Consider the following 20073-nt stretch of genomic DNA (forward strand, 5'->3'; position numbering starts at 1 on the left):
CCGTAAAACCCTGCGGGGTATTTGGCTACCGGTCGGTTGGCGCCACCGGGTGCACACTGGGGGGACGGACCGCAACGCCGATGGAAGGATCCCCGCCGTGACCGATTCCCACCTGGACGACGACACCCGCACCGTCCTGCTCCAGCCCAACCCGGCCGTCATGGCGACGCTGCGCAAGGACGGCTCCCCGGTCACCGTGCCGACCTGGTACCGGCTGGTCGAGGGCGACCGGATCCACCTCAACCTCGACGCCGGCCGAGTGCGGCTGCAGCACCTCCGACGCGACCCGCGGGTGGCGCTGTCCGTCATCGCGTCCGAGGACTGGTACACCCACGCGAGCATCCAGGGGCGGGTCGTGGAGATCGCCGACGACCCGGACCTGTCCGGCATCGACGCCCTGAGCACGCACTACACCGGCGAGCCGTACCCGGTGCGCGACCGCGCCCGCGTGGACGCGTGGGTGGAGATCGACCACGTCCACGTGTGGGGGCAGCTCCGCGAGTCCTGAGCGCGGGTGACCCGCACGGGGGCGGGCCCGCCGATCGCGTCCGGCGGCCCCGCGCGCGCCCTACGCTGAGGCGACCCCTCGCCCGTCTACGCCCCGGAGACCTCCATGTCGGACCGCTATCCCCTCGCCGAGCTCAACGACCTGCCCGATGACCTGCGCGAGCGGATCCTCGCCGAGCAGGAGAAGGCCGGGTTCGTGCCCGAGGTGTTCCTGATGTTCGGGCGCCGCCCCGCCGAGTCGCGGGCGTTCTTCGCCTATCACGATGCGCTGATGGAGCGCGAGGGCAACCTGTCCAAGGCGGACAAGGAGATGATCGTGGTGACCATCTCCGGGCAGAACAGCTGCCTGTTCTGCGTGGTGGCGCACGGGGCGATCCTGCGGATCGTCAAGAAGGCGCCGATGCTCGCCGACCAGCTGGCGGTGAACTACCGCAAGGCCGACCTCACGCCGCGCGAGCGGGCGATCTGCGACTTCGCGACCAAGGTCAACCTGCACTCCGACGAGCTGGGCGACGCCGACTTCGCCGCCCTGCACGAGCACGGCCTCGACGACGAGGACGCGTGGGACATCGCCGCGATGACCGGGCTGTTCGGGCTGAGCAACCGGCTGGCCAACGCCACCGACATGCGCCCGAATCCGGAGTTCTACCTCATGGGCCGGGTGCCGCGGCAGAAGTAGTCAGTTCTGCTCGGTGTCAGTTCTGCTCAGTGACGACCCCGCAAGCCGCGCGGCTCCCGCCGTCGCCGGCGTTGCGCGTCTCCTCGTCGGCCCCCTCGGGTGCGTAGCGCTCGGGAATGTTGGCGAGGTTGTCGGAGTTCTCGTGGACCATCACGGCCGAGCCGTCCTCGTCCAGGAGCAGGTCGCGGTCCAGGCGGTCGGTGAGCGTGACGATCCGGGCCGTGCCGTCCTCGGTCACGTAGAGGGTCGGCAGGTCCCCGGCGTGCTCGGGGTGGCCAACTTCGCCGCCGGGACCGGCCAGGTGACCGCCGGCGGACAGGAACGCCCCCCGCTCGCCCGGCTGGGTGGGGTTCTCGCTGTCAGGCTCGCACAGGCCCGTGCCGTGGATGTGCAGGCCGTGGAAGCCGGGCTCCATGTCGGTCGCCTCGACGGTGACGAGCGTGCCGCCATCGGCCTCCGCGAACTCGGCCATACCCCGCGATTCACCCTCGGGGTTCACCAGCTCGGCGGTCGCGAACGCCTGGCCGCCGGCGTTCTGGCCGGAGGTCTGGGTGGTGGTGTCGGAGGTACTGGTCTCGGACGTATTGCCCGCGCCATCCTGGGGCGTGACGTCGCCCCCTGCGGCTGGCGAGTCCTCTCCGGTGCCGCAAGACGCGAGCAGAAGCGCGGTTGCAGACAGGGCCACGAAGGTCGAACTCCTCCGGGCGCGGCGGGCGGTGGACACGGTGCGTGTGGTCATCAAGAACCTCCTCGGACGGCGTCGTGAGGGTGACGGTACCGAGGCGGACGCGACGTGCAACCGCGTATGCGGCAGGCATTTTCGCTGGCAGATCACACACCGGCAGCCCCTACCGCAAAGTAAGAAGTCACTTGCACTTCTTACTCAGGTGTCGTTCACCTCGCAGCCGCGCTGACGGACCGACGTCCTGATGCCGAGTTCGAGCGGGCAGACCGGCGCCTCCGAGACCCGTTGCACTGGTCAGTATCTCGCAGGAGAAGGGCCCGCGAGCACGGCAAATGCGCGCCTCCTATGAAGTTCATCACGCAAACAACCTGAGAAGCGGGTGCATACTCTTCTCAGCCCCATCACAGACTGTTCCGACAGCCGAGGGGGCATCCCTCCCCCTCGAGCCACCGGCTCAATCCCTCGCAAGAAAGGGTTCATCATGAACCAGGCGTACTACGCACTCGTCACCCTCCAAGCCTTTTTCTCCGACCGCTTCGACGGCCGCAAGGACCGCGGCGCGACTGCCGTTGAGTACGGCCTAATGGTCGGACTGATCGCACTAGCGATCATCCTCGCCGTCACGTTCCTGGGCGGCTCCTTGGAAGGCCTGTTTGACGAGGCCAGCGAGGCGATCGGCGGCACTGCTCGCCCAGAGGGCGAGTAATAGGAACGTCGCTGGCGGGCGCAGTGTCTTTCGATGACACTGCGCCCGTCCCCGACTGCGTCCCACCTCCCTCGTTCCCATTCCCTCCAAACCCCCAGGCTCCGCAATGCTCACGCCCTCACGTGATCGCGGATCAGCCGCTGTCGAGTTTGCGCTCGTCTTGCCGATACTCCTGCTCTTGGCAATCGGAATTCTCGAGTTCGGACGGGCTTACCACGTGCAAACGACCCTCTCCAACGCAGCGCGCGACGGAGTTCGAGTCATGGCGCTGGAGGATAGCGCAACAGCTGCACGTGCGACGGCTGCAGACTCCGCGCCTTCCCTCACCCTCACAGACGCGATGATCGACGTCACGCCCTCTAGCCCGGGTGATTCATGGGAATCTGCGGATCGCTGGGCGAAAATAGACCGAAGTGCTTCCTGAACAGGGGAAACTGGGACTTGTCTAAGGTTCCATGTTCTCCAGCAGAAAGCACTCGGTAGGTGAAGCGTACTTCGTGGTCGGCCGGTCTGTCCGTTACTGCAGATGGTGTCGGGGTGATCTCGCATGCCGGGGCCATCGTGCCTCGACTTCTGGCTGATCAGGTCGGTCTGACCGCCGAGCTGTCAGGGGCCATGGCTCGCCGACAATTCATCCCGATCCACGACCGCCGCCGTGTGCTGATCGATACCGCGGTGATGCTCGCCGATGGCGGCGAGTCCATCTCCGACATCGGCGTCCTACGCCACCAGTCCGGCCTCATGCTGTGCCGAGCCAGGCCGGAGCCACTTCTCCTGCTCCTTGTACTGGGCACGGCGGCGGTCTGCTACTTCCTGCCCGAGCTACTGCTGTCTAGCCGCAGCCAGGAGCGGAACGACGAGATCCAGCTCGAACTGGCCGACACCCTCGACCAGATGACCATCGCGGTGGAGGCCGGCCTCGGCTTCGACGCCGCTATGGCACGCGCCGGCCGCAACGGCACCGGCCCGCTCGCCCAAGAACTCATCCGCACCCTGCAGGAGATCCAGGTGGGCCAGCTTCGCCGTGCCGCCTACGAATCGCTCGCCCTGCGGACAGACGTCCCCGACCTGCGACGCTTCGTCCGCGCGATCATCCAGGCCGACGCCTACGGCATCTCCGTCGCCGACGTGCTCCGCACCCAGGCAGCTGAGATGCTGTCTCAAGCGCCGCCAGCGCGCGGAGGAGAAAGCCCAGCAGGTGCCCGTCAAGGTGATCTTCCCGCTCCTGACGTGCATCCTGCCCGTACTGTTCATCGTGCTGCTCGGCCCCACCGCGATCAACATGATGGAGGCGTTCTCCTGACATGCTCGTCGTGATCGCCGTGGCCTCGGCCGTTGTATCCGGGCTGGCGGCGACGGTGCTCGGGAAGTGGATGCGGTCCCTCGCCGGATCGGATTCACGGTGGTTGCGCAGTGGCCTGCACGTGGTGCTGGCGGCGGCCGGAGGCTTCGGCGCCGCGTACCTGGCTCTGGGCTGGGCCGACCTGGTGACGTTCGCTGCACTGTCCGTGGGGTGCGCGCTCCTGGTCGCGATCGACCTGGCAGTCTTCCGCTTGCCCGACAAAGTCGTCCTGCCGCTGTACCCCGTGATGTTCGGCGGGCTTGCGGTGACGGCCGCGATATTCGATGTCTGGGGTTCGCTCGGCCGGGCCGCCGCCGCCGCGGTCGCGCTGCTCGCGTTCTACTTCGTGCTGGCGCTCATCAATCCGTCCGGTCTCGGCCTGGGCGACGTCAAACTCTCCGGCGTGCTCGGCGCGTTCCTCGGCTGGTTCGGCTGGCCCGCCGTGCTCGCCGGGACGTTGGCCGCGTTCGTCATCAACGCCGTCGTCGCACTCGTGCTGCTGGCTGCGGGTCGGGTGGGGGCCAAGAGCGGCATCGCGTTCGGCCCGGCCATGGTGATCGGCGCAGTCGCGGGCGCCGCTTACTGGGCCGTCCGCTCCGCGGCGTTGGCGGGCTGAGTCGCTCGGCGCCGCTGCCTCTTGCCGACCGTGAGTCGCCGGACGAGGGCGACCACGACCACCACGACCGACGCGATCGCCGCCGTCCACACCAGGGCCGCCGATTCGTGCTCGCCCGAGGTGCGGCCGTATGCCACCCACGCCAGACCCCAAGCCGTCGCCAGCGCCGGCGGGATGCGCCCGCCACTGATGAGCGCGGTCGCCACGCCGACAGCCGCGGCCACGACGATGCCGACGATCCCGAACGGCACCTCGGTCACCACGTCGACCCCCGCGCTCGCGAGCCACGCGTATGTATTGGCGAAGAACGCCACCGACACCCAGCCGAGGTACAGGCCGAACGTGCCGTCCGTGAGCACGGTCTCGATCACCCCGCCGATGCGCGGCGCACCGAGGATGAACATGATGCGGATCAACACCGCGAGCAGCAGCACGATCACGATCACCGAGCCCAGGATCAGCTCGAGCTGCACCGACCAGACCCACGCGGCGTTGAGCAGCACCGAGGCCAGGGCCCACGGCCTCAGCGCAGCCTGCCGGGCGGAGCGCCGGGCCACCGGGGTGAGCTGCCAGATCGCGTACGCGGCGAGCCCGAGGTAGATCACGCTCCAGATGCTGAACGCCGACCCGGCGGGAGCCACCGGGGTCGCGTCGGCGGACAGGACGCCACCGGCGGCTTCGGCGATCGGGGTCCCGCCCAGCGCTCCGCTGCCGATGAACGCGGCCACGATCGCGGCGGCGGCCCCCAGCAGGGTGATGATGGGCAGCGCCCAGCCGGTGGGGGCGCCCAGCTCACCGGGTCCGCCGGCGTCGGCGGGCCCGCCCGGCAATCCGGCGTGCCCGGGGCCTGTCGCTCGGTCACGGCTAGCGGGGTTACCGCTCGCCCGGCTGTCGCTCGCGGGAGTCATGTGAGAGCTCATAACTCCACCGAACCACGCGACACCCGACGGTGCAGCCGGTCGCCGACGCACCCCGGCCGCCCCCAGCCGCGAAATCGGCTACTCCGAATCGGGATCGGCGAGCCCAATTGGACGAGCCGATGCCGATTCGGAGTAGCGGATCTGCGAGGGGGTGGTCAGACGGTCGCGCGGAACCTCCGCAGCCGCAGGCTGTTGGCCACCACGAACACCGAGGAGAACGCCATCGCGGCGCCCGCGATCATCGGGTTGAGCAGCCCGGCCGCGGCCAGCGGGAGCGCCGCGACGTTGTACGCGAACGCCCAGAACAGGTTGCCCCGGATGGTGCCGAGCGTGCTGCGGGAGAGCCGGATCGCGTCGGCCGCCGAGCGCAGGTCCCCGCGGACGAGCGTGAGGTCAGAGGCCTCGATCGCCGCGTCGGTGCCGGTCCCGATCGCCAGGCCCAGGTCGGCGGTGGCCAGGGCGGCAGCGTCATTGACGCCGTCGCCGACCATCGCCACCACGCGCCCCTCGGCCTGCAGCCGGCGGACCACATCGACCTTGTCCGCCGGCATGACCTCGGAGATCACCGTCTGGGGGCCCGGGTCGATGCCGACCTCGGCGGCCACCGAGGCGGCCACCGCAGCGTTGTCCCCGGTGAGCAGGATCGGGGTGAGACCCAGCTCGCGGAACTTCTCGATGGCCTCGGCCGAGCTGTCCTTGATCTGGTCGGCCACCACGAGGACCCCGCGGGCCTTCCCGCCCCAGCCCACCGCGACAGCGGTCTGACCAGCCCGGGCGGCCTCGGCCATGGCGCTGTCCAGCTCCTGCGTCAGCGGCATGTTCCGCTCAGCCAGGAGGGCGGGACGGCCCACGACGACCACCTCGTCGTCGTCGGCCCCGGAGGAACCATCGACAGCGGGTTCCTCGGTCGCGCGCCCGGGACCAGCGACAACGCGCCCCGACACCCCCAGGCCCTCGTGGTTGGCGAAGTCCGCCACGCCCGGCAGATCGCCGACCTCTTCGCGGGCGCCGGCGGCGATGGCGCGGGCGATGGGGTGCTCGGAGGCGTCCTCCACGGCCCCGGCGCGGCGCAGAACTTCGGCCCGGTCCTCGCCGACCGCAACAGTCGTAGAGACCAGTGCGTGCCGACCGGTGGTGACGGTGCCGGTCTTGTCCAGGACGATCGTGTCGACCTTACGGGTGGACTCCAAGACCTCGGGGCCCTTGATGAGGATGCCCAGCTGCGCGCCGCGGCCGGTGCCGACCATCAGCGCCATCGGCGTGGCCAGGCCGAGCGCACACGGGCAGGCGATGATGAGGACCGCCACGGCCGCGGTGAACGCCAGGGCGGCGCCGCCGCCGGTGAGCATCCAGAACGCGAACGTCGCCACGGCCAGCACCAGGACGACGGGGACGAAGATCCCGGAGATGCGGTCGGCGAGGCGCTGCGCGGCGGCCTTGCCGGACTGGGCGTCCTCCACCATCTGCGCCATCTGGGCGAGCTGGGTGTCGGAACCGACGCGGGTGGCGCGCACGGTCAGGCGGCCGCTGGCGTTGACGGTGCCGCCCACGACGGCGTCGCCGGGACCGACCTCGGCGGGCACGGACTCGCCGGTGACCATCGAGGTGTCGACCGCGGAGGCACCGTCGACGATCTCGCCATCGGTGGCGATCTTCTCGCCGGGGCGGACGACGAACTCGTCGTCGACCTGCAGATCCTCCACCGGGATGCGGGTCTCCACACGCCCGCCATCAACACCCCCGCGAAGCACGGCGACGTCCTTGGCGCCCAGCTCGAGCAGTGATCGCAATGCGGCGCCCGCCGTGCGCTTGGACCGCGCCTCGAAGTAGCGGCCCAGCAGGATGAACGTGGTCACCCCGGCCGCGGCCTCGAGGTAGATGTCGCCGGCGCCGTCACTGGGCGAGAGGCTGAACTCGAACCCGTGGGTCATCCCGGGCATGCCCGCGTGGCCGAAGAACAGGGCGTACAGCGACCAGAGGAACGCCGCGGACGTGCCCAGGGACACGAGCGTGTCCATGGTGAACGCACCGTGGCGCAGGTTGATCGCGGCGGCGCGGTGGAACGGCCACGCGCCCCACACGATGACCGGGGCGGCCAGCGTCAGCGACAGCCACTGCCAGTTGGTGAATTGCAGCGCTGGGACCATGGCCATCGCGATCACGGGGATCGACAGGACGGCGGAGATGATGACACGCTGGCGCAGCTCGTCGACCCGGTCGGGCGCGGCGGTGTCGTCGGTGGCGTTGCCGGCGTGGCCGGTCGACTGCGCGGCGTCGGCCGCGGCACCGGACGCGTCGCCCCCGCCGGGCGCGGACGTGCGGGGCTGAGTGTTCCGGGGCCGCGGCAATTGTGCGTGGTACCCGGCCTGCTCGACGGTGTCGAGCAGCAGCTGCGGCTGCAGGCCCTCGGGGATCCGTACGCGCGCCTTCTCGGTGGCGTAGTTGACCTCGGCGGAGACGTCGTCGAGTTTGTTGAGTTTGCGCTCGATCCGGTTGGCGCACGACGCGCAGGTCATGCCCTCGATCTGCAATTCGACGAAGGTGGTCCCGGCGGAGGGCGCCGTGTCCCGGCTGTCGGTGGTGGTCATGGGGTGCTCACTCCTGCGCTGTGACTGTGTACCCGGCCTCGTCCACGGCGGCGCGGACCGCCGCGGGATCGACCGGGTCGGAGGAGACGACGACGAGGCGACCCGACTCCAGATCGACTTCGACCTCGGTGACTCCCGAGATCTCCGAGACCTCCTCCGTCACGGAGGCGACGCAGTGGCCGCAGGTCATGCCGGAGACGGTGTAGGTGGCAGTGGCGGACATGGTGTTCTCCTCGTTCGGGTGGTGGGTGTGCGGTGACTGTCGGGGCCCGCGATCGGACGGCGCGGTGATCAGGACCTGACCAGGCGGGCGATGGCGGCGTTGGCCTCGGCGAGCTTGGCCTCGGCTTCCTCCGGGCTGCCGTTCTCGATGGCGCCGGCGACGCAGTGCCCGAGGTGCTCGGAGAGCAGGCTCAGCGAGACGGACTGCAGGGCCCGGGTCATGGCGGAGACCTGCGTGAGGATGTCGATGCAGTACTTGTCCTCCTCGACCATCCGTTGCAGCCCGCGGGCCTGTCCCTCGATGCGGCGCAGCCGCTTGAGGTGGTCCTCCTTGTGCGGGGTGTATCCATGCTCGGCCATGGCGCATACGGTACCCCCCTAGGGTAATCACCGCAAGAGCGGATCGCGTTCTCCGACGAGCGCTCCGACCCCCGGCACCGGTTTTCAATCCGGCCCCTGCTGTTTATGGTCGGGACAGCGTCACTTCCGATGTCGATCAATCGAGAAAGGAATGGACTCATGACGGACACGACCCGGACAGCCCGCCCGGCCCGGCACCGCTCCCCCGTCCAGTACGTAGCCCTCGCCTTCGGCGTGGTGTTCCTGCTCGTGGGGATCGCCGGCTTCATCCCCGGGATCACCACCGCGTACGACACCATGCAGTTCGCCGGCCACGAATCCGAGGCCATGCTGCTGGGCCTGTTCCAGGTGTCGATCCTCCACAACATCGTCCACCTGCTCTACGGCGTCGTCGGGATCCTGATGTCCCGGACCGCCCCACAGGCTCGTATCTACCTACTGGCCGGCGGCATCGTCTACCTGGCCCTGTGGGTCTATGGCCTGGTGATCGGCCACGATTCGGCGGCCAACTTCGTGCCGCTCAACACGGCCGACAACTGGCTGCACCTAATCCTGGGCCTCGCCATGGTCGCCCTGTCCTTCCTCCACCGCGACCGCTTGCGCGAACAGCGTCATCAGGCTGAGCCGCGGCAGCCCTGAGGCGACACGCTCCATTCGACCCCTGTCGACGATCTCGGTCGTCGCCAGGGGTCGTCTGGCACAGCAGGGCCGCAGCGCGGACGGTTGGCCGCGGTGGGTGCCCACCTCGCCTACCCTGTGTCGTCGGCGCGCTCACCGTGACGGGGTCTGAACCAGGACCACACCATCATCGCGGTGGCGACGAGCCACGCGAGGAGGGCGACCCACATCCACGCCGCACCGATCTGCTCCACGATCGGCAGTGAATCGGCCCGCCCCACATACATCCCGGCGACGGCGTACATGCCGAGCGGGAACACGACGCTCCACCAGGACGACTCGTACCGCAGCGGAATGTGGTGCACCACGTGTCTCCACACCCCGGCCGAGATGAGAAGCGGGACCAGCCAAGTCGCCCAGGCCCACCACAGCACGGTAAGTCCAGAAATGAGTCCGGCCGTCGCGTCCACCATCGGGGCGGACGTCATCTCGACGATTTTGGCGCCGCGGCGACCACCGTGATCGCCGCGGCGCCCATCGCCACCCAGTACGGCGGGTCAAGATCCCGTGGCCGCAGCGGATAGAGCATGAGACGCAGGGCCACGAACACCGCACAGGCGGCGTAGAGAACGATCCCCACCGACCATGCCACCACCGCTACGACGGCGAGTTCGCCTCTCCCGGTGGACACCAGAGGTTCGAGACTGGCCGACGCGGTGGCGATGGACTGGACGGCGACCACCCAGATGAACCAGGTCCCATCGGCCTCGGACAGCACCGGTCGCTCGGTCCGGGACAGGACTGCGGTCCAGGGCACCGCGTAGGGCGAGCAGCAGCCCGGTGACGAAGCCGAGAGCGAGCAGCCCCACCGCGAGAAGGCGGTAATCGTCGGTCAGTCGGACGGCGAGCACATTCGTCCCCGCCGCGAGCGTGAAGAACCCGAAGGCGCGGCCGGGGTCATGGATATCGGCCACGACCCGGTCGCGATACCAGAGAAGTCGGCCTGCCGTGAGCATGAGAAGAGCCACCCAGGCGGTGCCGGCCAGGACGAGGCCGATGCGCGACGCCCCCGCCAGTTCCTGCCGGGACAGTCCGACCGAGAGGATCCCCGTCGCCATCACAAAGGCGAAAGCTCCCGGCGGCAGCCCCATGACGGCCTCCCGTATGCGGCTCGTCACCATCGACCTCCTGAAGATCATCGCCGTGGGCGCCGGGGCGGTCCCCGCTACTGCCAGGCGAAGAAAGCGAGCGTCACCCACGGCGGAGCGGTATTCCACAACAACGGCGAGATCTTGATCCCCGCACCCTACGAGCCCGTCCACTCGGGGATAACCGCTCCATCAGCGGTGAGTGATTCTCTCGGTGGTGACGTCCTCGCGGTCGGCGTAGCGTCGTGGACGCCTACGAGCCCGGGAGCGAGGCTGTAGCGCCGTGCTACCGCCGATCACCATCCCGGCCGTCCGATTCGACAAGCCATGCTCCTGCTACTCGGCAGTGAGACGACGAAACGGAGGAACCCATGAGCATCAGCTCGATCATCACCACCCACCCCAATCCGACTGCGGATCTGCAGGTGGACCACCTCGCCGAGGCAATCGACGCCGCCGCCGCGTGCGCGGTCACGTGCGCCGCGTGCGCGGATGCGTGTCTCGCCGAGGACTCGGTCGCCGACCTGCGTGACTGCATCCGCACCGATCACGACTGCGCTGACGTGTGCGCGACCACCGCCTCGGTGTTGAGCCGCCGGACCGGCAGCAACTTGGGCACCGTCAAGGAACTGCTCACCGCGTGCCGCGCCGCGTGCGCGAGCTGCGCAGACGAGTGTGAGAGCCACGCGAGCATGCACGAGCACTGCAGGATCTGCGCCGAAGCGTGCCGACGCTGCGAGAAGGCCTGCACCGACCTACTCGGAGCCATCGGCTGATCTCTCCACCTCCCCCGGAGGTCCACGTCGCACTCCGTCCCCGGTGGTCACGCGGCCGCCGGACGCGCCGACTCTCTTAACCTCAATTCACCGATGAAGTAGCCGGGGCGGTCGCTGGCATGGTCGTGGGTCGTGACCGTATGGAGGGCGTGTGAGGTCCGCCGGTCTGCCCGGCTTTCCACTTTGGTTCCTGGTCGTAGGTGCTGGAGTTGGGAGTCAGATCGGCACGTTGGGCCGGCGCGGGGAGAAGACGGTGTCGTAGAGCGCCTGCCAGGCTGTTTGCCATGGCCAGCTTTCGGGTAGATGGAGTCGGAGCCGCCGGGCTGAGGAGGCGATCCGGGCCGGGATGTTGATGAGTTTGCGGCGGATCGTCGCGGTCGTCGCGCGTGCCAGGCTCGAGCTTGTGGTCAGGGTGGCGGCGGCGCGGGTGAGGTTGAACGCCATGACGGCGCAGGTCAGCCAGGCGGCGTTGGCGTTGAACACGCCCGAGGGCAGGTGCGCCAGCGCGGAGGCTTTCAGGTCAGCGTGGACGTTCTCGATGATCGCGTGTGCGCGGTGGGTCTTGTCGGCCGCCACTGTGTCGTACTGCTCTACGGATGTAGTGGTGAAGAACGCATGGAACCGCCAGGTATCGAACAGGCTCGCCTGCCCACTTGCAGCCTTGGGATTCAGGTCGGGGATACGGCGCACCACGAGCCGACCCGGCACCTGGTCGTTCTTGGGCTTCGAGGTGAATGCGGTGAAGTCGACCTCGGCGACTTCGGCGCGGGAGATCCAACGGTTGGTGTGTTCGTCGAAGATCGCGTCGGTGTAGTTGATCGTGGTCCACGCGTCGTCGTCGATGGTGGCGATGGCACGTTTGACCGCCGGGTCCATGCGTACGGTGACCGAGACCTCGGCTCCGGCGGCCAGGCAGGCGGTGACCATGCTGTGGGAGTAGAACGCCGAATCGCCTCGGACCAGCACGTCACGGCCGTGAAGGTGGGTGCGGCGGATCAGTGCCAGCGTGTCGGTGGCCAGCCGGGCAGCCCCTCGCGGGGACCCGGCAGAGCCCTTGCGCAGCCGTTGAGCGGCGATCACCGGAGCAGCCTGCTCGGTGGAGACCGTGGCCAGCAGCGCGTTCAGGCCACGTACCCCGGAGTAGCCGAACGAGGCGCCCTGCTTGGCGTGTCCGTAGACCTCCACGATCGTGTCGTCGATATCGACCATCACCGTCCCGGTGTCCGACTCATGACCGAGCAGTCCGGTGTGTTCGGCCAGTGCGCGCACGAACCGCGAGGCGATCGCATCGGTTTGGCGGACGTGGCCGAAGGTGAACTGCCGCAGGAACGATCCCAGCGTCGAAGGGGCGTACGGGCGGTCGAAGAGTGTGCCCATCGCCCCGTGGCGCAGCAGGGCCATGTCGTCGATGCTATCCGCGCCTGCGGCCATCCCGGCCACGAGCGAGGCCAGTTTCACTCCACCGTTGGAGCCCTTGTCGGTGGGCACGCTCAGATGCTCGTCACCGAGCCGGTGCAGGCCCGCCCGGTCGGCGAGTTTCATCAGCGGCACGAGGCCGGCGCCCGACACGAGGTTGGGCTCATCGAACGTCGCGAAGCTTACGGGCAGAGTGTGAGATAGTTGCATCTGCGGGATGCCCTTCTTGAATTGGCGATACGGACCTTAAGCAAGTCGTATCTTGCCAGTTCAGAAGGGCATTCTCGCGTTCCCACACCGCGCTAGAAGTTCATCTCATCGGTGGATCCAGGCTTAGAAGTGCGGGAGCCGACGATGAACGAAAGGCCCGCATCCTCCAGCGCATTGAGGTTGGCCGCCGACAGCATGCCCGCATCGGCCACCACGACCATGTCGCTGATCTGGTGGCGCTTTTGGAAAGCCGTGATGACCGGGATTAGCGTCTTGGTCTCTGCCTTGTTGCCCTCGAAGACGTGCACGTCCAGCGGGAACCCATCCCGGGCCACCAGCAGGCCGACGGTGATCTGCGGGTCAACCTTGCGCTCTTTACTCATACCGACTTTGCGCAGGTCATCTTCTTTCTCTGCCTCGAAATACAAGGTGGTCAAGTCGTAGAGCACCAACGCCACACCGGGGCCCCCGGCGCGGTTGACGTGGGCCCAGCAGGCGGTGGCGATCAGCCCGCGGTAGTCCCGGCCGACCACTCGCCCCGGTGTTTCATGGGGATCTGCGGATCGCTGGGCGAAAATAGACCGAAGTGCTTCCTGATCAGGGGAAACTGGGACTTGTCTAAGGTTCCATGTTCTCCAGCAGAAAGCACTCGGTAGGTGAAGCGTACTTCGTGGTCGGCCGGTCTGTCCGTTACTGCTGATGGTGTCGGGGTGGTCTCGCATGCCGGGGCCATCGTGCCTCGGCTTCTGGCTGATCAGGTCGGTCTGACCGCCGAGCTGTCAGGGGCCATGGCTCGCCGCCGGTTCATCCCGATCCACGATCGCGGCCGGGTGTTGATCGACGTCGCGGTGATGCTCGCCGATGGCGGCGAGTCCATTTCCGACATCGGCGTCCTGCGCCACCAATCCGGGGCCCTGGGCCCGGTGGCGTCGGCCCCAACGGTGTGGCGCACACTCGATGAGGTCACTGCCGGCAAGCGCAAGAAGATCCAGGCGGCGCGAGCTCGCACGCGGCGGCACGTGTGGTCCCACCTGCCCGGCGGAGTACCCGCATCGGCGTGTGCGGGGCGGGATCTGGGATCGACGGTCGTGCTCGATGTGGATGCCACCATCGTGGTCACGCCCCGTGCGCTGGCAGCCCGCCACTGTCCGCAAGGTCTACGTCGGCCAGGACGCGACCGCCCTTCGCGAGACAGACCAGCGAGGAAACGCCACCCCGCAGTGACTCCTCGACGGCCCGGTTACTGCCCTGGATGGCCTCGGCAGGCAGGCCCTCTGTCGACACCCCACCCCGGCACTGGTCGGCGCACTTCGGGGCGCAGCGGACCCTGCCGAGGTATGGCAAATCGACCTGCCCCGGCGTTGGCACTGCGCCCGGTGATCGTCCCTCCATTTGCTGCAGTGACGTCATGGTTACGCGCCCAGACATCCGCAGCTGACAGTCAACAGTCCACCGATGGCGGCGAATAGGGGCCAATTAACTTTTCCGCAGCGTTATGTGAATTAAGTTAACCTAACTTTTTTCGGAACGTTATTCATGTAATCATCCCTGCTAGGCCCGCATTTGCGCCGATGAGAGATTGGGAATTTCATGAGAAGCCGCATCGCTCCTTTTGTCAGTGTGGTTGCAATCGCCATGGCCATGTTCACGCCGACAGTGCACGCCCAGACCGGAAGCTTGGGTTCCACAACTGCCGCTTCCATTTCCCCTGACATTAAAGAGGTGGCCCTAGAGGCATACAAGAACCTCGACGTTGATGCTGCACGCACCGCCGACCCCTCAGGATTCGACCGTCGACTCGACAAGCTGTCGTCGAGCCCGGCAATGACCGAGTTCCTCAATCGCTACTCCATAGACCCCTCCGGTGAGCTCAAGCGCCTCGCTGCCCTGATGGACGACCGCGCGATCGACACGTTTCTCGCCAAGACTGACGGGCAGTACATCACGCCGAACACTGGGCCTGAGGGAGGCCTTCAGCTCGTCAACGAGCTTCCGGCGCCTGACACTAACCCCGGCGGCGATTTGCAACCTGCCGCCACTTGTTGGAAGTCCTACGTCGGAATCGGCGCGTTCACGTGGGTAACGGGCTTCTACTGCGCACTGACGGGCATCATGACCTTTCCGTGCTTGTGGATCGCAGCCATTGCTGGCGACAAGGTTAACTGGGATCGATACTGTTGATGCGTACCTTCGCCGCGCTCGCCATCAGCGCCGTTATCGGAGTCGTCGCCTACGCATTGATCGTCATGATTGGCCCGAACTCGGGAACGGCAACATCGCTGCGAATCGCGCTCTGCGCGGGACTAGCCATTATGGACTTCACCCTGGGCATCGGCGCACGAGTACGGGCCAACCGTCCGTTGAGATCCCTAATTCCCCCCGCCTTCGCCAACAAGGACGACAACTCTCGCTGACCGTACTTAAGTAGGCCAAGCCCCTCGCGCGTTGATCGCTGAATTTGGCGAAGGTTTACCGCGCCGCCGACAGGCCACCGCCCAATCCTTGTTAGGCCGGCACTAACGGCCGTGGCGTAGCCATCGCGGTTCTCTCGCCTGGTCATGCAGCTTCGGACTAGAGCCGAGCTCTGACCTGCCGCGTCGATTTCGGACAGCGGAGTTGATGGTTTCTCTACGCTGCCGTTGCCGGCTGGAAGTCAGCGTAGTGCACCTCGTTCGGGCGCTTGTAGCCGAGCGCTGAATGGCGCCGTCGGGTGTTGTAGAAGCCCTCGATGTAGCTGATGACGTCGCGTCTGGCTTGCCTCTTCGTGGCGTAGACGGTGCGGTGGACGCGTTCGTTCTTCAGGGCGGAGAAGAACGATTCGGCCATCGCGTTATCCCAGCATTATCCGGCTAATCGGGGGCCTGATGGGCCGTTGGCCGGATAACGCGGTCAGCGGCGCATGCGGCGGAGTTGCTCGTCGTGGCGGCGCACTTGCTCTGCGAGGCAGTTGACCGCGGTTCGCAGGGTCGCGAGTTCATCTGTGAGCGAGGCCATCGGAGTTTCGGGGTGCTTGTGGTGCTCGACGATGGTGCGCAGTTCAGTGCTGCGATAGATCGTCGAGCGGCTCAGTCCGGTGGCGGCTGCGATGGCGACGACCGTGATCGGTTGGCCTTCGCGGGCCAGGTCTGTGCAGGCGCGTTCGACGAGGTTGATCTTGCCGCGGGCGGTCATCCTGCGGCCGCTTCCGTGTCGGCGATGAGCGCATCGAGGCGGTTCAGGAGCTTGTGGTGGCGGTCGGCTTCGTCGATCCACCCTCGGCTTTCGGCGTCGCGGGCAAGTGCTTCGGCGTCTATGCGTTGGGCCGCCAGGATCGGCAATGATGAAGGCTCTGTGCGGTAGCTGGGGCAGTGTTCGCAAATGTTGGCGTAGGTGCAGGCGCCCTGGGCTGGGGCTCGTAGACAGAATCCTCCTGCCATGCGCGATTTGAGCAGCGGCGTGTCCTGCCAGGGACGTCCGCCGGTGATGTCGGCCAGCGGAATTTGGATCCGGCCACCGGGGCTGCCCGGTGCCGGGTTCTGGGGCGGGGTGTTCTGTTTGGCCAGGTCCAGGGCTCGTTCGTATTCCTCGCGGATGGTGGTGTCGAAGAGTCGGCCGTAGCGCAAGCTCATCTCGGCGCTGACGTGACCGAGTAGGGCCATCAGTGCTTGCAGGGAGACGCCAGCGTTGACCAGTGCGGTCGCGTAGGTGTGGCGCAGCTGGTGGGAGGTGATGTGGTCGAGTCCGGCGATATCGGCGGCGTGGTTGAGTTCGGCGCGCACGCCCTGTTGGGTCAGTCGGCGTCCGAGGTAGGTGAACAGAAACTGTGCTCGGCGCCGGTACCGCGGGTGAGGCAACGGCTGGCAGTGGGAGCGAATCTGGATGACCCTGTCGATCAGTTCGAGGGTCTGATCATCGAGTGGGACCATCCGCTCGGTGGCCATCTTGCCCAGGGGAACCTTGAGCCAGGAGCCATTGCCGTCGATCTCGTGGACGCAGTCCAGTTCCAGGTCGAGCAGCTCGCCGATACGTAGTCCACAGGCTCGCTGCAGGCGCAGAGCCAGCGCAGCGAGCTCGTTCGCGGGATGGGTGGTCAGTGCTTGTTGCAGGCGCCGATCAGCGTCGATCGGTAGGTACCGTGGCAGCACCTGCGGGAGTTTGGGGATGTCATCGCGGAAGAGCACTTTCCTGCCGGGGGCCGCGTCCCAGCCCCACTCGGTGATATCGGTCAGGAACGTCATCACGGCGATCACGCGTCGGTTGCGGTCGCCGTTGCTGATCGGTTTTCCGTCCTTGTCGCTGACCGAGTCGGGCAGCGAGGACAGCCAGGGCTCGATATGGTGGCGCCGATCCAGGTCGGCCACGCTGGCAAGGTCAGGATCGATGCCGGTCAAGAACACACCGAAGTGCTTGAGTCGGGTGGCCATGGTCGAGACGGTCTTGACCTGGCAGGTTGCCTTCTTTCGCTCCAGGTAGGCGACCATTTCGTCCCGGATCGATGGGGTGATCTCGGCCAGTCGCTCAGCCAGCGGGATCGGGCCCCCGGCGCGGGGCAGCTGGTCGACCACGCCCAGGTGGTACAGCACCGTCTGGGTGGTGCTGATCGCCGATAGGTAGTGGCTGTGGCTGGTCCCGGTACGCCGTCCTCGTTCATGGCAGGCTGCGGCGAACGCATCGAGGTCGCTTTGGGTCAGCTCGGTGATCGGGCGGCCAGTCTGGATCAGTAGCCGCACCGGCACCTGCGACCCGGTCGCCAGCCGCACCCGCAGTGAGAACCCCAGGTCCTCGGATGCAGACAGAAATCGATCGATCTCCGGCTGCAGCCAGCTGGACTGGATTTCTCTCCAGATCGAGGACAGCTTGCGTTCGAGCAGATAGTCAAAGCCGGGACGAAGGCCCTGGTGAACCATCAGGTACGTGATCAGCGGGCGGGTCTGACTTCCCGCGGCGAGCCGGTCGGCAAGTGGCTGCTGGGCCCAGGCCTCGGGGTCGGGCCAGGTGCGCAAGAACTTCCGTGCGGCGCGCTCGTAGACCGCGTTTCCCCGGCCCGTAGCGGCGAGGCGATCGAGGTAGGCCTGCAACAGGTCCTCGGCCACCAACCCCGAACCGGTGACGGCGGCGTCACCGGGCCTGGTTGCGAAGGCGTGCACGTGCGGCATCGAACTCCCCTTTCACGTGGACCGGAGCCAGATGAACGTAGCGGGCAGTGGTATCGACGTGGGCGTGCCCGAGCAGGGCCTGCATCACCGCCAGGTCGACGCCGGCCTCGGCCAACACGGTGCCGAAGGTGTGCCGCAACGCGTGTGGATGTCCACCGGTGACTCCGGAGATCTCCCGGTGGTACCGAAAGATCGTGCGCAGGCCCGCCGGAGTCAGCCCCTGCCCGCGGGTGGCGCCCTTAGCCACCAGAAACAGCCGATCCGAATCGGATTCGGGACGTTCTGCCAGCAGATACACATCAATCACTGCCCCGACGTCGGGATCCAGGGGCACGCGACGCTGCTTGGCGCCCTTGCCGGTGACGGTGATCCACCGCCCTCCAATGTCGACGTCGGTGACGTTCAGCCCCAGCACTTCGCAAGATCGCAGGCCGCACCACAGCATCAGTCCCGCGATCGCCCGGTCTCGCCACGTCCGCAGACTCGCGACCAGGGCCGACGCATCCGGCGCAGACAACGCCACCGGCAACGTTCTCGCCTCCCGCAGTCGCAGCGCCGAGCGGGGCTGTCGACGTCTCCTGGTGTGGGCGAGCATCCCAGACCTCTCCCCAGCGACCAGCCACCGCGCCTCGCGACCTCGCGGGACGGGATTGATGGCGTTCGGATCCCTGAGCCCAGTGAAGGAGTACAGGCCCGAGATCGCCGCCAGGCGCCGATTGATCGTCGTGGCCGCGTACCGGTCCACTCGCTCGCCAGTCATCGTCACCACGTTCGTCCCCACCCGGCCCGGGACCGTCGCCTCCCGGCAGACCCTGAGATAGTCGAGCAGGTCATTGGTTATCACCGACGCGAGGTCGAGGTCCTGATCGAGCAACCACCGGCAAAAGGCCAGCAGGTCATACCCATACGCTCGAACCGTCGCCGGCGAGTAGTTCCGATCCAGCAGATAGAGCAGATACTCATTCACGAGCTGGAACCGGGAGGCCTCCGACCCAGCCAGCACCCAACCGTGGTCATCTCGTTCAATCCGAAGGCCGAGTCTGCTGTTCATGGAAACAGGTGTAGCACTTGTGACTCACATCACAGATGATTAGCTACTTCGTGGCGTGTCGCTGACCAGCAATGATTATCGAATTAGCCGGTTAAGAGGGACACGCCCGTTCTGCCCATCGACGACCGCATCCCCAGGTCCTTGACCAGCTTGCGGTAGTCGCCCGAGGTGTAGACGCTGCCGCGGTCGGAATGGAAGATCGCCCGCGGTTCGATCACCGTCGTCGCGGCGGCGTTCTTCAAAGCGGTCTCGACCAGTTCGGTGCGCATGTGGTCGGCGATCGACCAGCCCACGACTTTCTTGGAGTAGCAGTCGATCACCGTCGCCAGGTACACGAACCCCTGCCAGGTGTGGATGTAGGTGATGTCGCCGACGAACTTGACCCCAGGTCGTTCGGCGGTGAAATCGCGTTCGAGCAGGTCAGGCATGTCGGCTGCAGCAGCGTCGTCGGCTTCGGTGGTCACCCGAAATGGTCTCGGCTGGCAGGCCACCAGGCCCTCGGAGCGCATGATCTGACGCACCAACTCCTGGGAGCACTGGGTGCCCTCGTCGACCAGGTCGGCGTGAATCCGCCGATACCCGTACGTGCCGTCAGTGGCGGCGAAGAAGTGCCTCACCCTGGCCGTGAGCGCCTGTCTGCGGGCAGCTGTGGCCGAGGTCGGGCGCGAGAGCCAGTTGTAGAACCCGGAGGTCGAGACGGCCAGCCAGGCGCACATCTTGTAGAGCGGGTTGGTCTCGGACGGGTCGTTCCTGCAGGAGTCGATGTACTCGTATCGGCTCACGGTCGCTGCTCCCGCGCGAAGTAAGCCGCTGCTTTTTTTAGAAACGCCGTCTCGGCGCGGAGTTCGGAGTTCTCCCGCTCCAGCTCCTTGAGTCGTGCCCGTTCATCGAGCGTCACCTCGGTCTCGGTACCGCCGTGGGCCTGCCGGTACTTGTTCAACCAGTTCCGCAACGTCTCGGGGCCCACGCCGTAGGCCACCGCGACTTCCTTGATCGTCTTCGAGGTCGTGATGACCTCCTGGCACAGCTCATCCTTGAACTCCTGGCTGAACCGCCTGCGTGATGCACTCACTGCTGGATCTCATTTCGGTAGG

Annotated in this window: 21 protein-coding genes and 6 pseudogenes; 12 read left to right on the forward strand and 15 right to left on the reverse strand. The window is 67.0% G+C overall.

The features are described from left to right. Positions 1 to 97: 97 nt before the first annotated feature. Both OVA21_RS15225 and OVA21_RS15230 read left to right on the forward strand, forming a co-directional pair. Entirely contained in the window at positions 98 to 508 is a 411-nt protein-coding gene (locus OVA21_RS15225; RefSeq protein ID WP_119193316.1) for a PPOX class F420-dependent oxidoreductase, read from the forward strand. Between the two features lie 105 nt (positions 509 to 613). Continuing rightward, on the forward strand, positions 614 to 1186 hold the full coding sequence (locus OVA21_RS15230; RefSeq protein WP_268092784.1) for a peroxidase-related enzyme: 573 nt from the start codon (positions 614 to 616) through the stop codon (positions 1184 to 1186). Positions 1187 to 1202: 16 nt separating this feature from the next. Here the strand turns inward: OVA21_RS15230 and OVA21_RS15235 are convergent, their stop codons facing one another. Continuing rightward, positions 1203 to 1925, reverse strand: coding sequence for a superoxide dismutase family protein (locus tag OVA21_RS15235; protein ID WP_268092785.1), 723 nt, complete (start codon positions 1923 to 1925; stop codon positions 1203 to 1205). A gap of 427 nt (positions 1926 to 2352) precedes the next feature. On the opposite strand from OVA21_RS15235, the gene OVA21_RS15240 reads away from it, so the two are divergent. From OVA21_RS15240 to OVA21_RS15255, 5 genes and pseudogenes are all read left to right on the forward strand, one after another. Next, complete coding sequence (locus OVA21_RS15240; protein WP_268092786.1) at positions 2353 to 2577, forward strand: Flp family type IVb pilin; 225 nt, start codon at positions 2353 to 2355, stop codon at positions 2575 to 2577. Positions 2578 to 2683: 106 nt separating this feature from the next. Then, complete coding sequence (locus OVA21_RS15245) at positions 2684 to 3001, forward strand: TadE family protein (RefSeq protein ID WP_268092787.1); 318 nt, start codon at positions 2684 to 2686, stop codon at positions 2999 to 3001. Positions 3002 to 3060: 59 nt separating this feature from the next. Next, positions 3061 to 3321, forward strand: a pseudogene (locus OVA21_RS19405) (IS1380 family transposase); the annotation flags it as partial. Positions 3322 to 3513: 192 nt separating this feature from the next. Further along, entirely contained in the window at positions 3514 to 3894 is a 381-nt protein-coding gene (locus tag OVA21_RS19410; protein WP_442778960.1) for a type II secretion system F family protein, read from the forward strand. Further along, entirely contained in the window at positions 3882 to 4535 is a 654-nt protein-coding gene (locus OVA21_RS15255; protein WP_268092789.1) for a prepilin peptidase, read from the forward strand. The genes OVA21_RS19410 and OVA21_RS15255 overlap by 13 nt, the downstream gene beginning before the upstream one ends. Here the strand turns inward: OVA21_RS15255 and OVA21_RS15260 are convergent. From OVA21_RS15260 to OVA21_RS15275, 4 genes are all read right to left on the reverse strand, one after another. Further along, positions 4499 to 5443: a TspO/MBR family protein gene (locus tag OVA21_RS15260; RefSeq protein ID WP_268092790.1), complete on the reverse strand. Its 945-nt coding sequence runs from the start codon at positions 5441 to 5443 to the stop codon at positions 4499 to 4501. The two genes, OVA21_RS15255 and OVA21_RS15260, sit on opposite strands and share 37 nt — an antisense overlap. Before the next feature lie 167 nt (positions 5444 to 5610). Continuing rightward, entirely contained in the window at positions 5611 to 8043 is a 2433-nt protein-coding gene (locus OVA21_RS15265) for a heavy metal translocating P-type ATPase (protein WP_268092791.1), read from the reverse strand. Positions 8044 to 8050: 7 nt separating this feature from the next. Next, entirely contained in the window at positions 8051 to 8266 is a 216-nt protein-coding gene (locus OVA21_RS15270) for a heavy-metal-associated domain-containing protein (protein ID WP_007633030.1), read from the reverse strand. A gap of 68 nt (positions 8267 to 8334) precedes the next feature. Beyond that, positions 8335 to 8625, reverse strand: a complete 291-nt coding sequence (locus tag OVA21_RS15275; protein WP_067718792.1) for a metal-sensitive transcriptional regulator — start codon at positions 8623 to 8625, stop codon at positions 8335 to 8337. A 159-nt stretch (positions 8626 to 8784) separates the two neighbouring features. Between OVA21_RS15275 and OVA21_RS15280 the strand changes: the two genes are divergently transcribed. Continuing rightward, complete coding sequence (locus OVA21_RS15280) at positions 8785 to 9264, forward strand: DUF4383 domain-containing protein (RefSeq protein ID WP_268092792.1); 480 nt, start codon at positions 8785 to 8787, stop codon at positions 9262 to 9264. A 110-nt stretch (positions 9265 to 9374) separates the two neighbouring features. On the opposite strand, the gene OVA21_RS15285 is transcribed toward OVA21_RS15280, so the two are convergent. From OVA21_RS15285 to OVA21_RS15295, 3 genes and pseudogenes are all read right to left on the reverse strand, one after another. Then, a complete protein-coding gene (locus OVA21_RS15285) occupies positions 9375 to 9731 on the reverse strand; it encodes a hypothetical protein (protein WP_268092793.1) in 357 nt (118 codons plus the stop codon). Next, positions 9728 to 10060, reverse strand: a complete 333-nt coding sequence (locus OVA21_RS15290) for a hypothetical protein (protein ID WP_268092794.1) — start codon at positions 10058 to 10060, stop codon at positions 9728 to 9730. The genes OVA21_RS15285 and OVA21_RS15290 overlap by 4 nt, the downstream gene beginning before the upstream one ends. Before the next feature lie 25 nt (positions 10061 to 10085). Next, positions 10086 to 10442: pseudogene (locus OVA21_RS15295) on the reverse strand (tellurite resistance/C4-dicarboxylate transporter family protein); the annotation flags it as partial. A 320-nt stretch (positions 10443 to 10762) separates the two neighbouring features. On the opposite strand from OVA21_RS15295, the gene OVA21_RS15300 reads away from it, so the two are divergent. Further along, the gene (locus tag OVA21_RS15300; protein ID WP_007633040.1) at positions 10763 to 11167 is read left to right on the forward strand and encodes a hypothetical protein; all 405 of its coding nucleotides are present in this window, start codon (positions 10763 to 10765) and stop codon (positions 11165 to 11167) included. A gap of 216 nt (positions 11168 to 11383) precedes the next feature. On the opposite strand, the gene OVA21_RS15305 is transcribed toward OVA21_RS15300, so the two are convergent. Both OVA21_RS15305 and OVA21_RS15310 read right to left on the reverse strand, forming a co-directional pair. Continuing rightward, complete coding sequence (locus OVA21_RS15305; protein WP_069389547.1) at positions 11384 to 12793, reverse strand: IS1380 family transposase; 1410 nt, start codon at positions 12791 to 12793, stop codon at positions 11384 to 11386. Between the two features lie 95 nt (positions 12794 to 12888). Beyond that, a pseudogene (locus tag OVA21_RS15310) lies at positions 12889 to 13329 on the reverse strand (IS1634 family transposase); the annotation flags it as partial. Between the two features lie 120 nt (positions 13330 to 13449). On the opposite strand from OVA21_RS15310, the pseudogene OVA21_RS19415 reads away from it, so the two are divergent. The 3 genes and pseudogenes from OVA21_RS19415 to OVA21_RS15325 form a co-directional block, all read left to right on the forward strand. Then, positions 13450 to 13914 (forward strand): annotated as a pseudogene (locus OVA21_RS19415) (transposase); the annotation flags it as partial. 469 nt (positions 13915 to 14383) lie between these two features. Beyond that, positions 14384 to 14974, forward strand: a complete 591-nt coding sequence (locus OVA21_RS15320; protein WP_143337730.1) for a hypothetical protein — start codon at positions 14384 to 14386, stop codon at positions 14972 to 14974. Continuing rightward, on the forward strand, positions 14974 to 15207 hold the full coding sequence (locus OVA21_RS15325) for a hypothetical protein (protein WP_132064308.1): 234 nt from the start codon (positions 14974 to 14976) through the stop codon (positions 15205 to 15207). Before OVA21_RS15320 ends, OVA21_RS15325 begins: the two co-directional genes overlap by 1 nt. 214 nt (positions 15208 to 15421) lie before the next feature. Here the strand turns inward: OVA21_RS15325 and OVA21_RS15330 are convergent. The 5 genes and pseudogenes from OVA21_RS15330 to OVA21_RS15350 all read right to left on the reverse strand — a co-directional run. Beyond that, positions 15422 to 15634: pseudogene (locus tag OVA21_RS15330) on the reverse strand (integrase core domain-containing protein); the annotation flags it as partial. A gap of 48 nt (positions 15635 to 15682) precedes the next feature. Beyond that, positions 15683 to 15964: a DUF6262 family protein gene (locus OVA21_RS15335; RefSeq protein WP_007632371.1), complete on the reverse strand. Its 282-nt coding sequence runs from the start codon at positions 15962 to 15964 to the stop codon at positions 15683 to 15685. Further along, a complete protein-coding gene (locus OVA21_RS15340; RefSeq protein ID WP_007632370.1) occupies positions 15961 to 17928 on the reverse strand; it encodes a tyrosine-type recombinase/integrase in 1968 nt (655 codons plus the stop codon). The genes OVA21_RS15335 and OVA21_RS15340 overlap by 4 nt, the downstream gene beginning before the upstream one ends. Then, positions 17891 to 18979, reverse strand: coding sequence for a tyrosine-type recombinase/integrase (locus OVA21_RS15345; RefSeq protein WP_268092795.1), 1089 nt, complete (start codon positions 18977 to 18979; stop codon positions 17891 to 17893). Before OVA21_RS15345 ends, OVA21_RS15340 begins: the two co-directional genes overlap by 38 nt. Before the next feature lie 101 nt (positions 18980 to 19080). Further along, positions 19081 to 20051, reverse strand: a pseudogene (locus OVA21_RS15350) (IS3 family transposase); the annotation flags it as partial. Between the last annotated feature and the right edge of the window lie 22 nt (positions 20052 to 20073).

It is taken from the genome of Dietzia sp. SL131, from assembly GCF_026672565.1.
Taxonomy (GTDB): Bacteria; Actinomycetota; Actinomycetes; order Mycobacteriales; family Mycobacteriaceae; genus Dietzia; species Dietzia kunjamensis.

Coding starts and splice junctions, on each gene's coding strand:
- OVA21_RS15230 (WP_268092784.1), top strand. CDS start 614: ATGTCGGACCGCTATCCCCTCGCCGAGCTCAACGACCTGCCCGATGAC.
- OVA21_RS15235 (WP_268092785.1), bottom strand. CDS start 1,925: ATGACCACACGCACCGTGTCCACCGCCCGCCGCGCCCGGAGGAGTTCG.
- OVA21_RS15240 (WP_268092786.1), top strand. CDS start 2,353: ATGAACCAGGCGTACTACGCACTCGTCACCCTCCAAGCCTTTTTCTCC.
- OVA21_RS15245 (WP_268092787.1), top strand. CDS start 2,684: ATGCTCACGCCCTCACGTGATCGCGGATCAGCCGCTGTCGAGTTTGCG.
- OVA21_RS19410 (WP_442778960.1), top strand. CDS start 3,514: ATGGCACGCGCCGGCCGCAACGGCACCGGCCCGCTCGCCCAAGAACTC.
- OVA21_RS15255 (WP_268092789.1), top strand. CDS start 3,882: ATGCTCGTCGTGATCGCCGTGGCCTCGGCCGTTGTATCCGGGCTGGCG.
- OVA21_RS15260 (WP_268092790.1), bottom strand. CDS start 5,443: ATGACTCCCGCGAGCGACAGCCGGGCGAGCGGTAACCCCGCTAGCCGT.
- OVA21_RS15265 (WP_268092791.1), bottom strand. CDS start 8,043: ATGACCACCACCGACAGCCGGGACACGGCGCCCTCCGCCGGGACCACC.
- OVA21_RS15270 (WP_007633030.1), bottom strand. CDS start 8,266: ATGTCCGCCACTGCCACCTACACCGTCTCCGGCATGACCTGCGGCCAC.
- OVA21_RS15275 (WP_067718792.1), bottom strand. CDS start 8,625: ATGGCCGAGCATGGATACACCCCGCACAAGGAGGACCACCTCAAGCGG.
- OVA21_RS15280 (WP_268092792.1), top strand. CDS start 8,785: ATGACGGACACGACCCGGACAGCCCGCCCGGCCCGGCACCGCTCCCCC.
- OVA21_RS15285 (WP_268092793.1), bottom strand. CDS start 9,731: ATGACGTCCGCCCCGATGGTGGACGCGACGGCCGGACTCATTTCTGGA.
- OVA21_RS15300 (WP_007633040.1), top strand. CDS start 10,763: ATGAGCATCAGCTCGATCATCACCACCCACCCCAATCCGACTGCGGAT.
- OVA21_RS15305 (WP_069389547.1), bottom strand. CDS start 12,793: ATGCAACTATCTCACACTCTGCCCGTAAGCTTCGCGACGTTCGATGAG.
- OVA21_RS15320 (WP_143337730.1), top strand. CDS start 14,384: ATGAGAAGCCGCATCGCTCCTTTTGTCAGTGTGGTTGCAATCGCCATG.
- OVA21_RS15325 (WP_132064308.1), top strand. CDS start 14,974: ATGCGTACCTTCGCCGCGCTCGCCATCAGCGCCGTTATCGGAGTCGTC.
- OVA21_RS15335 (WP_007632371.1), bottom strand. CDS start 15,964: ATGACCGCCCGCGGCAAGATCAACCTCGTCGAACGCGCCTGCACAGAC.
- OVA21_RS15340 (WP_007632370.1), bottom strand. CDS start 17,928: ATGCCGCACGTGCACGCCTTCGCAACCAGGCCCGGTGACGCCGCCGTC.
- OVA21_RS15345 (WP_268092795.1), bottom strand. CDS start 18,979: ATGAACAGCAGACTCGGCCTTCGGATTGAACGAGATGACCACGGTTGG.